Here is a 12,828-nt window from a genome sequence, read left to right as displayed (position 1 = left end):
CACAGAGCTTTTCGAACACCCCATGGCCGAGCGCATCACCATCCAGGAAGCCGAGGTAGAAACCTCGGCCATCCGCGCACAAGGCGCTGGCGGACAAAACGTCAACAAGGTCAGCAGCGCCATCCACCTGCGCTTTGATATTCCGGCCTCGTCCCTGCCTGATGACGTCAAGGAACGGCTATTGCAGTTACCAGACAGTCGCATTACGCGCGACGGCGTGCTGGTCATCAAGGCACAGCAATTTCGCACCCAGGAACTGAATCGGTTTGACGCTTTTGAGCGCCTGCACGTGCTGGTTAACAGCGTGGCCGTTCCACCCAAGGCCCGCAAAGCCACGAAGCCCAGCTATGCGGCAAAGCAGCGTCGGCTGCAGTCCAAGGCACAGCGATCCGCCATCAAGGCCCAGCGCGGCCGGGGCGAGGACTAAAACAGGTCCAGCAGCGCCTCTGGGCTGGCGATGGAGGCGTCCGCACCCCAAGCCAGTGTGTCACTCTGCGCACCCAAATAACCATAAGTGGCAGCCACGGTGTACATGCCGGCCGCGCGCCCCGCCACGATGTCGCGCTCATCGTCGCCCACGTACACACAATGGATAGGATCCACGCCCAGGCGCCGTGCCGCCTCCAGCAGCGGTTCGGGATGAGGCTTGGCATGCGGCGTGGTGTCGCCACTCACAATCGCTTTGGCCGACGCAAACAGCGGCATGGCGGCAGTGAGTGGCTCGGTAAAACGCGCTGATTTATTGGTCACCACGCCCCACAGCAACCGCCGCTCAATGATGGCTTGCAGCAAGGGCGGCACTCCGTCAAAAGAAAACGTACGCTCGGTCATGCAACGCTCGTAGTTGGCAAAAAACTCGTCGCGCAAGGCCTCGTAACCCGCATCCTGGGGGCTGATGCCAAACGCCACGCCCAGCATACCCCGTGCACCAGCACCTGCCATGGGGCGGTACAGCTCCAACGGCAAAGAAGGCAAGCCGCGGCTCACCCGCATCTGGTCGGCAGCAGCGCCCAGGTCCGGAGCGCTATCAATCAATGTGCCATCCAGGTCGAACAGCACCGCCGCGATCGGTCCGGCAAAACGTGTCATTGAGAGTCCAGCGGCTTTTGGGTGGCGAACAGGTAGTTCACTTGGGTGTTGGTGCTCAGGGCATAGCGCCGCGTCAAGGGGTTGTAGCCCAAGCCCTGGGTGGCCTTCAGGTCCAGCCCTGCGCGCCGACAGTACGCAGCCAGTTCACTGGGGCGAATCATCTTGGCGTATTCATGGGTGCCACGCGGCAGCAGGTTCAGCAAATATTCCGCCCCCAGAATGGCTTGCAAAAATGCGTTGCCATTGCGGTTCAGGGTCGAGAAGAACACCCAGCCACCGGGTTTCACCAGCGTGGCGCAGGCCTGCACCACCGACGCCGGGTCGGGTACGTGCTCCAGCATTTCCATGCAGGTCACCACGTCAAAGCTGGCTGGCCTCTCCTGCGCCAGGGCTTCTGCGCTCACTTCGCGGTACGTCACACGGGGCGTTTGCGCCTCCAGGGCGTGCAGCTGCGCCACCTTAAGCGCTTTGGACGACAAATCGACCCCCAGCACCTCAGCACCCTGGCGAGCCATGGAATCCGCCAGGATGCCCCCGCCGCAACCTATGTCCAGGGCCTGCACGCCCTGCAGCACACACATAGACTGGATCCACCCCAAGCGCAGCGGGTCGATCTGGTGCAGCGGCCGAAACTCGCTGTCCATATCCCACCAACGGTGGGCTAACTCGGAAAACTTGGCCAGCTCGGCCGGATCGGCATTCAGTATGGGGTTCATAGGGCAATGGTGGCACAGACAAGAAAAAACCCGCCGAAGCGGGTTTTTTCACAAACCATGGGAATGGTCGAATTACTTGGCGCGAGTGCCAACCACTTCGATTTCCACGCGGCGGTTCTTGGCACGGCCTTCTTTGGTCTTGTTGTCAGCAACAGGTTGTTTCTCACCCTTGCCTTCGGTGTACACGCGATTCTTTTCGATGCCCTTGGACACCAGGTAAGCCTTGACAGCTTCAGAACGTGCAACCGACAACTTTTGGTTGTAAGCGTCGGCACCAGTCGCGTCGGTGTGACCCACAGCGATGATCACTTCCAGGTTGATACCCTTAACCTTGCTCACCAAGTCGTCCAGCTTGGCTTTGCCTTCGGGCTTCAGAACGGCCTTGTCAAAGTCAAAGAACGCATCAGCAGCGTAAGTCACTTTGCTGGCAGCGGCTGCGGCGGGAGCTGCGGCAGCGGGGGCTGCTGCCGCAGGTGCAGGAGCGGCAGCGGCGGGTGCAGCAGGAGCTGCAGCAACAGGTGCGGGAGCAGCAATCGCGCCATCGCAGCCAGCAGCGGCCGTAGCGGGAGTCCAGCTGGCATCACGCCAGCATTCGCCGGATGCATTTTTCCAAACTTCGCCACCAGCATTGCGCCAGTTGTGGATTTCTTGCGCGCCAGCAGCAGTGGCCAAAACGGCTGTTGCAATCAGGATTGCTACTTTGTTCAATTGTTTCATGAGACCTTCCTTTGTCGAGACAAACTGCAGCGACGCTGCGACTAATTGTGTGACGCCCAAAGTTTTGTGCACCAGAGACGTTCACACCATTGTGCCATAGCGCGCAGTCGCTTTTAGAACATCCGTATCCCCCATGTAACTGCTCCGCGCGCAAGTCCGTGCTTTGTTGCTCTCAAGCCACAGCACGGCGGCCGTAGAATCAAAGGTTGTCCCTGACATAGCCTGCACCCACCCATGACCCAGTTCGCCAAAGAAACCCTGCCCATCAGCCTAGAAGAGGAAATGCGCCGGAGCTACCTCGACTACGCCATGAGCGTGATCGTGGGCCGCGCCCTGCCCGATGCGCGCGACGGCTTGAAGCCGGTGCACCGGCGTGTGTTGTTTGCGATGCATGAGCTGAACAACGACTGGAACCGCGCCTATAAAAAGTCCGCCCGTATCGTGGGTGACGTCATCGGTAAATACCACCCCCACGGTGACCAGTCGGTGTACGACACCATCGTGCGTATGGCGCAAGATTTCTCCATGCGCCATATGCTGGTGGATGGCCAGGGCAACTTCGGTTCGGTGGACGGCGACAACGCGGCGGCGATGCGATACACCGAAATCCGCCTGTCCAAAATGGCCCACGAACTGCTGGCCGATCTGGACAAGGAAACGGTGGACTTCGGCCCCAACTACGACGGTTCCGAAAAAGAGCCGCTGGTGTTGCCTACCCGCATCCCCAACCTGCTGGTGAACGGCTCGGGCGGTATTGCGGTCGGTATGGCGACCAATATTCCGCCACACAACCTGAACGAAGTGGTGGATGCCTGCCTGCATCTGCTGCGAAACCCTGGCGCCTCCATTGACGAGCTCATGGAAATCATCCCGGCGCCTGACTTCCCCACCGCCGGCATTATTTACGGCATCAATGGCGTCAAGGACGGTTACCGTACCGGCCGCGGCCGTGTGGTCATGCGCGCCAAATGCCACTTTGAAGACATCGACAAGGGCCAGCGCCAGGCCATCATCGTGGACGAGCTGCCCTACCAGGTCAACAAGAAGACCTTGCAAGAGCGCATGGCTGAGCTGGTGCACGAGAAGAAGATTGAAGGCATTAGCCACATCCAGGACGAGTCGGACAAGTCAGGCATGCGCCTGGTGATTGAACTCAAGCGCGGCGAAGTGCCCGAGGTCGTGCTAAACAACCTGTACAAGCAAACGCAGCTGCAGGATACGTTCGGCATCAACATGGTGGCGCTGGTGAATGGCCAGCCCAAACTGTGTAACCTGAAGGACCTGATCGAAGTCTTCCTGCAGCACCGCCGCGAAGTGGTGACACGCCGCACGGTCTTCAACCTGCGCAAGGCGCGCGAACGCGGCCACGTGCTGGAAGGCTTGGCCGTTGCCATGGCCAACATCGACGAGTTCATCCGCATCATCCGGGAATCGCCTACGCCACCCGTAGCCAAGGTCGAGCTGATGAACCGCCCCTGGGACAGCAAGTTGGTGCGCGAGATGCTCACCCGCACGCGTGCCGATGGCGGCGTGGTGAATGCTGACGACTACCGTCCCGATGGCCTGGAAAAAGAATTTGGCATGGGCAAGGATGGCCTGTACCGCCTGAGCGACACGCAAGCGCAGGAAATTCTGCAAATGCGCTTGCAACGCCTGACCGGCCTGGAGCAGGACAAGGTCGTTGCCGAGTACAAGGAAGTCATGGCCGAGATCGAGGACTTGCTGGACATCCTGGCGAAGCCCGAACGCGTCTCCACCATCATTGGCGAAGAGCTGGGCCATGTGAAACAGGAGTTCGGCCAGACCAAGCTGGGCGCGCGCCGCTCGCTGGTCGAACATTCCTCGTTCGACCTGTCTACTGAAGACCTGATCACGCCGACCGACATGGTAGTGACGATGAGCCACAGCGGCTACATCAAGAGCCAACCGCTGGGCGAATACCGCGCCCAAAAGCGCGGCGGGCGCGGCAAACAGGCCACCGCCACCAAAGAAGATGACTGGGTCGACCAGCTCTTCGTGGCCAACACGCACGACTACATCCTGTGCTTCTCCAACCGCGGCCGTCTGTACTGGCTCAAGGTCTGGGAAGTACCACAGGGTTCGCGCGGTTCGCGCGGCCGCCCCATCGTCAATATGTTCCCGCTACAAGAAGGCGAAAAAATCACCGTGGTGCTCGCACTGACCGGTGAGAAACGCACTTTCCCGGCCGACCAGTATGTGTTCATGGCGACCAGCATGGGCACGGTCAAGAAGACCGCACTCGACGAATTCAGCAACCCGCGCAAGGGCGGCATCATTGCCGTGAACCTGGACGAGGGGGACTACCTGATTGGCGCCGCGCTGACCGACGGCAAGCACGATGTGATGCTGTTCAGCGACGGCGGCAAGGCTGTGCGCTTTGACGAAGACGATGTGCGTCCGCTGGGCCGCAATGCCCGCGGCGTGCGCGGCATGTCGCTGGATGTAGGCCAAAGCGTGATTGCCATGCTGGTGGCGGAAGACGAGCAGCAAAGCGTGCTGACCGCGACCGAAAACGGCTACGGCAAACGCACCAGCATCACCGAATACACCCGCCACGGCCGCGGCACCAAGGGCATGATTGCCATCCAGCAGTCCGAGCGCAACGGCAAGGTGGTTGCCGCCACGCTGGTGCACGTGGATGACGAGATCATGCTGATCACCGACAAGGGCGTGCTGGTGCGCACCCGTGTCAGCGAGATCCGTGAACTCGGCCGCGCCACGCAAGGCGTGACGCTGATTGGCCTGGACGAAGGCTCCAAGCTCAGCGGCCTGCAACGTATTGTGGAAAACGACGCCAACCCGGCCGACGCAGAACCTGGCGAGGATGCAGGCGAAGAGGCCGAAGGCGCGTAAGCCCTTCGCAAACGCTCCTAAATTGATAGCATCTAGCGCATATTTAACGGGGGCTAGCACCCTATTTAACCCATAGACCTGCGAATGCAACGTCCCTACAATTTCTCGGCCGGACCGGCCGCCATGCCAGAGGAAGTGCTGGCGCAAGCCGCCGATGAGATGCTGAACTGGCCCGATGCCAGTGGCCAGCGCTGTGGCATGGGTGTGATGGAGATGAGCCACCGCGGAAAAGAGTTTCAGAGCATTTACGAAGCCGCAGAAGCCGACCTGCGCGAGCTGCTGGCCGTGCCCGCCAACTTCAAGATCCTGTTCATGCAGGGCGGTGGCCTGGCTGAAAACGCCATCGTGCCGCTGAACCTCAGCGCGCTGCGCGCCCCGGCTGGCGAGCAAGGTACGGCCGATTTTGTGGTGACCGGCAGCTGGAGCGACAAGTCGCTCAAGGAAGCAGCCAAGTACTGCCACACCAAGACCGTGGCCACGGGCAAGCCCGAGGGATTCACCCACATTCCCGACGCCGCCACCTGGCAGCTCAGCCCGAATGCCAGCTACGTGCACCTGTGCACCAACGAGACCATCAACGGCATCGAATTCCACGCCCTGCCCGACCTCAAAGCCCTGGGCTCGAATGCCGAACTGGTGATCGATTTCTCTTCCCACGTGGCCTCGCGCCCGGTCGACTGGAGCAAGGTCGGCCTGGCCTTTGGCGGCGCCCAAAAGAACCTGGGCCCCGCGGGCGTTACCGTGGTGGTGGTGCGTGAAGACCTGCTGGGCCATGCCCTGCCCGTCTGCCCCAGCGCGTTTGACTACAAGACGGTGGCCGACAACGGCTCGATGTACAACACCCCGCCCACCTATTCGATCTACATGGCGGGCCTGGTCTTCCAATGGCTCAAGCGCCAAGGCGGCATTTCGGCCATGGAAGCACGCAACATCGCCAAAGCCGAGTTGCTGTACAAGGCCATTGATGGCAGCAGCCTGTACTTCAACAAGGTAAGCCCTGCGTGCCGCTCGCGCATGAACGTCCCGTTCTTCCTGCGCAACGAGGCGTTGAACGACGCCTTCCTGACCGGCGCCAAAGCCGCAGGACTGCTGCAGCTCAAGGGCCACAAGTCGGTTGGCGGCATGCGTGCCAGCATCTACAACGCCATGCCGCTGGAAGGCGTACAGGCGCTGGTGCAATACCTGCAAGAGTTCGAACGCACCCACGGCTAAGACACCCACCATGGCACGCACCCTCCCCGAACTCCGAGTCCTGATCGACGCCGTCGACCAGGAGCTGCTGACCCTGCTCTCCCGCCGTGCAGCCCTTGCCAACGAAGTCGGCGAGGTCAAGAAGCTCGATGGCTCCGCCGTCTTCCGCCCCGACCGCGAAGCCCAGGTGATCCAAAACCTGCAACAGGCCAACCAGGGCGCGCTGAAGAGTGAAAGCGTGGCCGTCATCTGGCGCGAAATCATGTCGGCCTGCCGCTCGCTCGAAGCGCCGCAGCGCGTGGCCTACCTAGGCCCCAAGGGCACCTTCAGCGAAGAAGCCTCGGTGCGTTTCTTCGGCTCCAGCATCACCCATGTGCCCTGCGCCAACTTTGATGAAGTCTTCCACGCCGCCACTGCGGGCTCTGCCGAGTTTGGCGTGATTCCCGTGGAGAACAGCACCGAGGGCGTGGTGACTCGCTCGCTGGACCTGTTGCTCAATTCGCCGCTGCACATCGTGGGCGAAATCAGCCTGCTGGTGCGCCACCACCTGCTGCGCAGCACCGCGTCGCTGGAAGGAATTGAGGTGGTACTGGCCCACCCGCAGGCGCTGGCCCAGTGCCAGCAGTGGCTTACCACCCACCTGCCCAACGCCGAACGCCGCGCCGTCTCCAGCAACGCCGAGGGCGCCCGCCTAGCCGCCAGCAACCCGGCCTGGGCCGGCATTGCCAGCGAACGCGCAGGCTCGGAATTTGGCCTGCACATTGCGTCGCACGCCATCCAGGACGAGGCCTTCAACCGCACCCGCTTTGTCGTGGTCTGCCTGCCCAGCGTGCTGCCCGCGCCCGAGGCTTCGGGCAAGGACTGCACCAGCCTGGTGGTATCCGTGCCCAACAAACCCGGCGCCGTGCATGACATGCTGGTGCCGCTCAAACGCCACGGCGTGTCCATGACACGTTTTGAATCCCGGCCCGCACGTTCCGGCCAATGGGAATACTATTTCTACATCGACTTGCAAGGCCACCCGTCCCAGCCCCCTGTGGCGGCGGCCCTGAAAGACTTGTCCAGCCTGTGCGCCTTCTACAAGGTGCTGGGAACCTACCCGCTGGCCGACTGATGCACACCAGGACACCTTATGTTTGAACAGCTTGGCTTGATTGGATGCGGCTTGATGGGCGGCTCGTTTGCCCTGGCCCTCAAACGGGCTGGCCTGGTCAAACGGGTGGTCGGCTACAGCAAATCCCCCTCCACCACCGAACGTGCCCGCCAGATGGGCGTGATCGACATCGAAGCACCGTCGGCGCTCTTGGCCGTGTCGGGCGCCGATATCGTGCTGGTGGCCGTGCCTGTGTCTGCCACTGAGGCCACCTTCAAGGCCATCAAGCACCTGGTCACGCCCAATATGCTGATCATGGACGTGGGTTCCACCAAGCGCGAAGTGATCGACGCGGGCCGCCGCGGCCTGCGTGAGCACATTGGCTCGTTTGTGCCGGCCCACCCCATTGCCGGCAAAGAGCTGTCGGGCGTGGAGCATGCGGATGCCGACCTGTATGCCGGCAAACAAATCATCCTCACCCCGATCGAGCGCACCCTGACCAACCAGCTGCAAAAAGCCGTGGACGTGTGGACCGCGTTGGGCTGCCGGGTGCTCAAGATGTCGCCCGAGCAGCACGATGCCGCGTTTGCCGCGGTCAGCCACCTGCCGCACCTGATTGCGTTTGCGCTGATGAATGCCATCTCAGGCCAGCCCCAGGGCAAGGACTACCTCTCGCTGGCCGGTCCCGGATTCCGTGATTTCACCCGCATTGCGGCTGGCGACCCCAAGATCTGGCGCGACATCATGGTCTCCAATCGCGAAGAGCTGCTGGAGCAAAGCAAGATTTTTCAGCGCACCCTGCAGGCCATGGAACTCATGATTTCCAGCGGCAATGGCGATGCGCTCGAAGGCCTGATCGAACAGGCCAGCAACACCCGCGCCAACTGGACCATGGCGTCCAAACACAATAAATAATGTTCTCCACCGCCTTTCTGGACCTCCCCCCCCTCGCCCACGCGGCGGGCACCGTCACCCTCCCCGGCTCCAAAAGTATTTCCAACCGCGTGCTGCTGCTCGCCGCCATGAGCGCCGGCACCACCACCATCCACGACCTGCTGGACTCTGACGACACCCGCGTCATGCTGGTCGCACTGCGCACGCTGGGCTGCGGGGTGGAAGAATCCGGAGCCATCGTGCGCATCACCGGCCTGGGCGGCAAGCTGCCCAATCCGTCGGCCAAGCTGTTCCTGGGCAACGCCGGCACCGCCATGCGCCCGCTGACGGCCGCATTGGCCGTGCTGGGTGGCGACTTTGAACTCAGCGGCGTGCCCCGCATGCACGAGCGCCCCATCGGTGATCTGGTGGACGCGCTGCGCCAGCTGGGCTGCCAGATTGACTACCTGGGCAACAACGGCTACCCGCCGCTGCGCCTGGGCCGCCCGGCGCTCAAACTCGATGCTGCCATCCAAGTGCGTGGCGATGTTTCCAGCCAGTTTCTCACCGCCCTGCTCATGGCGCTGCCTCTGGTCGCCGCCAAGGACATCGTGATTGAGGTGGTCGGCGAGCTGATTTCCCGCCCCTATATCGAGATCACGCTCAATCTGCTGGCGCGCTTTGGCGTACAGGTGCGGCGCGATGGCTGGCAGCGTTTCACTATTCCCGCGGGCTGCCAGCTGCAGTCGCCGGGCGACATCCACGTCGAAGCGGACGCCTCCAGTGCTAGCTATTTCATAGCACTTGGCGCAATTACAACGGGGGCTGACGGCCAGAATGGCATCAAGATCCGGGGCGTGGGTGCCGACTCCATCCAGGGGGACATCCGCTTCATGGAAGCCGCCCAGGCCATGGGCGCCAAGATTGACAGCGGCCCGAACTGGCTGCACATCCAGCGCGGCGCGTGGCCCTTGAAAGCCATTGACCTGGACTGCAACCACATCCCCGACGCCGCCATGACGCTGGCTGTGATGGCGCTCTACGCCGACGGCACCACCACGCTGCGCAACATCGCCAGCTGGCGCGTCAAGGAGACCGACCGCATCGTCGCCATGGCCACCGAGCTGCGCAAGCTGGGCGCCACCGTGGTCGAGGGCGCGGATTTCATCAGCGTGACGCCGCCCGCCTCTGCTGCGCAATGGGCAACCGGCAGCATCCACACCTACGACGACCACCGCGTGGCCATGTGTTTCTCGCTGGCCGCTTTCAACCCGGCCGGATTGCCCGTGCGCATCGAAGACCCCAAATGCGTGGCAAAAACCTTCCCCGACTACTTTGAGGCGCTGTTCTCGGTTGCTACCGCCGACACCGCCGCCATCCCCGTGGTCTGCGTGGACGGCCCCACGGCTTCCGGCAAAGGCACGCTGGCGGCCGTATTGGCCGAAAAGCTGGGTTACCACTTTCTGGATTCCGGATCCCTCTACCGCATCACCGGCCTGGCCGCGACCCGCGCCGGCATTGCGCTGGACGTCGCCAACGAACAGGCCATCGTCAACCTGCTACGCAGCCTGCCCATCCATTTCGAGGGCAGCCACATCTGGCTGGCCCAGGAAGACGTGAGCGAAGCCATCCGCACTGAAGATGCGGGCATGAACGCCTCCAAGGTATCGGCCTTCCCGGCCGTGCGCGCCGCCCTGATTGACTTGCAGCGCGGTTTTCGCAAGCTGCCGGGCCTGGTGGCCGACGGGCGCGACATGGGCACGGTGATCTTCCCGGACGCCCCGCTCAAGGTGTACCTGACCGCCAGCGCCGCCTGCCGCGCAGAGCGGCGTTATAAGCAGTTGATTTCAAAGGGAATTCCAACTACAATCGACAGTCTTCGCGCAGACCTAGAGGCGCGCGACGCCCGGGACTCGTCCCGCACCGTCGCCCCCTTGAAGCCTGCAGAAGATGCCCAGTTGCTGGACAACTCGGATTTGACAGTCGAATCGTCTGTTGAAACGGTGTTGGCCTGGTGGCAAAGCAAACAGCCTTTCTAGGCAACCTGGTCCCCATAGCTCCTCTCGCGCGTCTGCGCACCGGCTGTGGGGTTCAATAACTTAACCCCGCGGTGCAAACCGCACACCTCATGTCTGAATCTTTCGCAGCCCTATTTGAAGAGTCTCTACAACGCTCGGAAATGCGCACCGGTGAAGTTATCACCGCTGAAGTTGTCCGTATCGAACACAGCTTCGTCGTGGTTAACGCTGGCCTCAAGTCCGAAGCCTATGTGCCAATCGAAGAGTTCAAGAGTGACAAGGGCGAACTCGAAGTCCAAGTGGGCGACTTCGTGTCTGTGGCCATCGACTCCGTGGAAAACGGCTATGGCGACACCATCCTGTCCCGCGACAAGGCCAAGCGTCTGGCGTCCTGGATGAGCCTGGAAAAGGCCCTGGAATCCGGCGAATTCGTGACCGGCACCACCTCCGGCAAGGTCAAGGGCGGCCTGACCGTTCTGGTCAATGGCATCCGCGCCTTCCTGCCCGGTTCGCTGGTCGACACCCGTCCTACCAAGGACCTGTCTCCCTACGAAAACAAGACCCTGGAATTCAAGGTTATCAAGCTGGACCGCAAGCGCAACAACGTGGTGCTGAGCCGCCGCGCTGTGGTGGAAGCCTCCATGGGCGAAGAGCGCGCCAAGCTGATGCACACCCTCAAAGAAGGTTCTGTTGTGCAAGGCGTGGTCAAGAACATCACCGAATACGGTGCGTTCGTGGACCTGGGCGGTATCGATGGCCTGCTGCACATCACCGACATGGCATGGCGCCGTGTCCGTCACCCATCCGAAGTGGTGACTGCTGGTCAGGAAATCACTGCCAAGATCCTGAAGTTCGACACCGAAAAGAACCGCGTGTCTCTGGGTCTGAAGCAAATGGGCGACGATCCTTGGATGGGCGTGAACCGCCGTTACCCCCAAGGTACCCGCATGTTCGGCAAGATCACCAACATCGCCGATTACGGCGCGTTTGTGGAACTGGAACCTGGAATCGAAGGTCTGGTCCACGTGTCCGAAATGGACTGGACCAACAAGAACGTTGCTCCTTCGAAGATCGTTGCCCTGGGTGACGAAGTCGAAGTCATGGTTCTGGAAATCGACGAAGACAAGCGTCGCATCTCCCTGGGCATGAAGCAGTGCAAGGCCAACCCATGGCAAGAGTTTGCTCAGAACACCAAGCGCGGCGACCGCGTGAAGGGCCCCATCAAGTCCATCACCGACTTCGGCGTGTTCGTGGGTCTGGCTGCCGGTATCGACGGCCTGGTGCACCTCTCCGACCTGTCCTGGAACGAGTCCGGCGAAACCGCCGTGCGCGAATTCAAGAAGGGCCAAGAAGTCGAGGCTTTGGTCTTGGCTGTGGACGTGGACCGCGAGCGCATCTCCCTGGGTATCAAGCAGTTGGACTCCGATCCTTTCACCACCTTCGTGTCGGTCAACGACAAGGGCCAGATCGTGACCGGCAAGGTCAAGACCGTGGACGCCAAGGGCGCTGAAATCGACCTGGGTGAAGACATTCTGGGTTACCTGCGCGCTTCCGAAATCAGCCGCGACCGCGTTGAAGACGCTCGCAACGTGCTGAAAGAAGGCGACGAAGTGACGGCTGTGGTGGTGAACGTGGATCGCAAGACCCGCAACATCCAGTTGTCCATCAAGGCGAAAGACATGGCTGACCAAAACGAAGCCATGCAATCCCTGAGCCAGCAGTCTGCCCGCGAAAACGCCGGTACGACCAGCCTGGGCGCTTTGTTGCGTGCCAAACTGGACAACAACTCTTAATCATCAGTTGGGGACAGGCTCAAGGTCTGTCCCACCAAACATCTGATATGTTGTTGACCTGAACGAACGACCGGCCTCCCTTGTTGGGGTGCCGGTCGTTTTTTCTTAGCCTTATCCCTGGATTGTCATGACCCGCTCCGACCTCGTTGAAGAACTGGCCAACCGTTTCAGCCAACTGACCCACCGCGACGCCGAATTCGCCGTGAAGGCCATTCTGGACGCCATGAACGACGCCCTGGTCCGTGGTCACCGCATCGAAATCCGTGGTTTTGGCAGCTTCTCGATCAACCGCCGCCCGCCCCGCATGGGCCGCAATCCGCGCAGTGGCGAGAGCGTGGCTATCCCCGAAAAACGCGTCCCTCACTTCAAGCCCGGCAAGGCCCTGCGTGAAGCTGTGGACCAACGTACTGCCGAGCTGGAATCCCACCCCAAGGGCTGAGTAGAATTCCTCGCTACTGAGGAGA

General features: G+C 61.6%; 11 protein-coding genes. 8 read left to right on the top strand and 3 right to left on the bottom strand.

The window, feature by feature from the left end; all coding sequences use genetic code 11:
* Window positions 1–22: 22 nt before the first annotated feature.
* On the top strand, window positions 23–427 hold the full coding sequence (gene arfB, locus AC1DZ5_RS10960) for an alternative ribosome rescue aminoacyl-tRNA hydrolase ArfB (RefSeq protein WP_477888918.1): 405 nt from the start codon (window positions 23–25) through the stop codon (window positions 425–427).
* Here the strand turns inward: arfB and AC1DZ5_RS10955 are convergent.
* The 3 genes from AC1DZ5_RS10955 to ompA form a co-directional block, all read right to left on the bottom strand.
* Window positions 424–1,089 (bottom strand): HAD family hydrolase, encoded by a 666-nt coding sequence (locus tag AC1DZ5_RS10955; RefSeq protein ID WP_477888916.1) that lies wholly within the window; start codon window positions 1,087–1,089, stop codon window positions 424–426. The two genes, arfB and AC1DZ5_RS10955, sit on opposite strands and share 4 nt — an antisense overlap.
* Window positions 1,086–1,805 (bottom strand): bifunctional 2-polyprenyl-6-hydroxyphenol methylase/3-demethylubiquinol 3-O-methyltransferase UbiG, encoded by a 720-nt coding sequence (gene ubiG, locus AC1DZ5_RS10950; RefSeq protein WP_477888914.1) that lies wholly within the window; start codon window positions 1,803–1,805, stop codon window positions 1,086–1,088. Before ubiG ends, AC1DZ5_RS10955 begins: the two co-directional genes overlap by 4 nt.
* Before the next feature lie 72 nt (window positions 1,806–1,877).
* A complete protein-coding gene (gene ompA / locus AC1DZ5_RS10945; protein ID WP_310341734.1) occupies window positions 1,878–2,522 on the bottom strand; it encodes an outer membrane protein OmpA in 645 nt (214 codons plus the stop codon).
* A gap of 234 nt (window positions 2,523–2,756) precedes the next feature.
* Here ompA and gyrA point away from each other — a divergent pair, with 234 nt between their 5' ends.
* From gyrA to AC1DZ5_RS10910, 7 genes are all read left to right on the top strand, one after another.
* The gene (gene gyrA / locus AC1DZ5_RS10940) at window positions 2,757–5,396 is read left to right on the top strand and encodes a DNA gyrase subunit A (protein WP_477888911.1); all 2,640 of its coding nucleotides are present in this window, start codon (window positions 2,757–2,759) and stop codon (window positions 5,394–5,396) included.
* Window positions 5,397–5,480: 84 nt separating this feature from the next.
* Complete coding sequence (serC, locus tag AC1DZ5_RS10935) at window positions 5,481–6,608, top strand: 3-phosphoserine/phosphohydroxythreonine transaminase (protein ID WP_477888909.1); 1,128 nt, start codon at window positions 5,481–5,483, stop codon at window positions 6,606–6,608.
* Between the two features lie 10 nt (window positions 6,609–6,618).
* The gene (gene pheA / locus AC1DZ5_RS10930) at window positions 6,619–7,701 is read left to right on the top strand and encodes a prephenate dehydratase (RefSeq protein ID WP_477888907.1); all 1,083 of its coding nucleotides are present in this window, start codon (window positions 6,619–6,621) and stop codon (window positions 7,699–7,701) included.
* A gap of 18 nt (window positions 7,702–7,719) precedes the next feature.
* Complete coding sequence (locus AC1DZ5_RS10925; protein WP_477888905.1) at window positions 7,720–8,595, top strand: prephenate dehydrogenase; 876 nt, start codon at window positions 7,720–7,722, stop codon at window positions 8,593–8,595.
* Window positions 8,595–10,592 (top strand): bifunctional 3-phosphoshikimate 1-carboxyvinyltransferase/cytidylate kinase, encoded by a 1,998-nt coding sequence (locus AC1DZ5_RS10920; RefSeq protein WP_477888903.1) that lies wholly within the window; start codon window positions 8,595–8,597, stop codon window positions 10,590–10,592. The genes AC1DZ5_RS10925 and AC1DZ5_RS10920 overlap by 1 nt, the downstream gene beginning before the upstream one ends.
* A gap of 89 nt (window positions 10,593–10,681) precedes the next feature.
* On the top strand, window positions 10,682–12,364 hold the full coding sequence (gene rpsA / locus AC1DZ5_RS10915) for a 30S ribosomal protein S1 (protein WP_310341726.1): 1,683 nt from the start codon (window positions 10,682–10,684) through the stop codon (window positions 12,362–12,364).
* Window positions 12,365–12,491: 127 nt separating this feature from the next.
* Window positions 12,492–12,803: an integration host factor subunit beta gene (locus tag AC1DZ5_RS10910; RefSeq protein WP_310341725.1), complete on the top strand. Its 312-nt coding sequence runs from the start codon at window positions 12,492–12,494 to the stop codon at window positions 12,801–12,803.
* The last annotated feature ends 25 nt before the right edge of the window (window positions 12,804–12,828 follow it).

The organism is Rhodoferax sp. P1_F3 (genome assembly GCF_056405715.1).
Note: the sequence above shows the minus strand (reverse complement) of the source record. Positions and strands in the feature narration are given on the sequence as shown.

Excerpts from the sequence above, each read along its gene's own strand:
- arfB (WP_477888918.1), top strand. The coding sequence starts at position 23 with ATGGCCGAGCGCATCACCATCCAGGAAGCCGAGGTAGAAACCTCGGCC.
- AC1DZ5_RS10955 (WP_477888916.1), bottom strand. The coding sequence starts at position 1,089 with ATGACACGTTTTGCCGGACCGATCGCGGCGGTGCTGTTCGACCTGGAT.
- ubiG (WP_477888914.1), bottom strand. The coding sequence starts at position 1,805 with ATGAACCCCATACTGAATGCCGATCCGGCCGAGCTGGCCAAGTTTTCC.
- ompA (WP_310341734.1), bottom strand. The coding sequence starts at position 2,522 with ATGAAACAATTGAACAAAGTAGCAATCCTGATTGCAACAGCCGTTTTG.
- gyrA (WP_477888911.1), top strand. The coding sequence starts at position 2,757 with ATGACCCAGTTCGCCAAAGAAACCCTGCCCATCAGCCTAGAAGAGGAA.
- serC (WP_477888909.1), top strand. The coding sequence starts at position 5,481 with ATGCAACGTCCCTACAATTTCTCGGCCGGACCGGCCGCCATGCCAGAG.
- pheA (WP_477888907.1), top strand. The coding sequence starts at position 6,619 with ATGGCACGCACCCTCCCCGAACTCCGAGTCCTGATCGACGCCGTCGAC.
- AC1DZ5_RS10925 (WP_477888905.1), top strand. The coding sequence starts at position 7,720 with ATGTTTGAACAGCTTGGCTTGATTGGATGCGGCTTGATGGGCGGCTCG.
- AC1DZ5_RS10920 (WP_477888903.1), top strand. The coding sequence starts at position 8,595 with ATGTTCTCCACCGCCTTTCTGGACCTCCCCCCCCTCGCCCACGCGGCG.
- rpsA (WP_310341726.1), top strand. The coding sequence starts at position 10,682 with ATGTCTGAATCTTTCGCAGCCCTATTTGAAGAGTCTCTACAACGCTCG.
- AC1DZ5_RS10910 (WP_310341725.1), top strand. The coding sequence starts at position 12,492 with ATGACCCGCTCCGACCTCGTTGAAGAACTGGCCAACCGTTTCAGCCAA.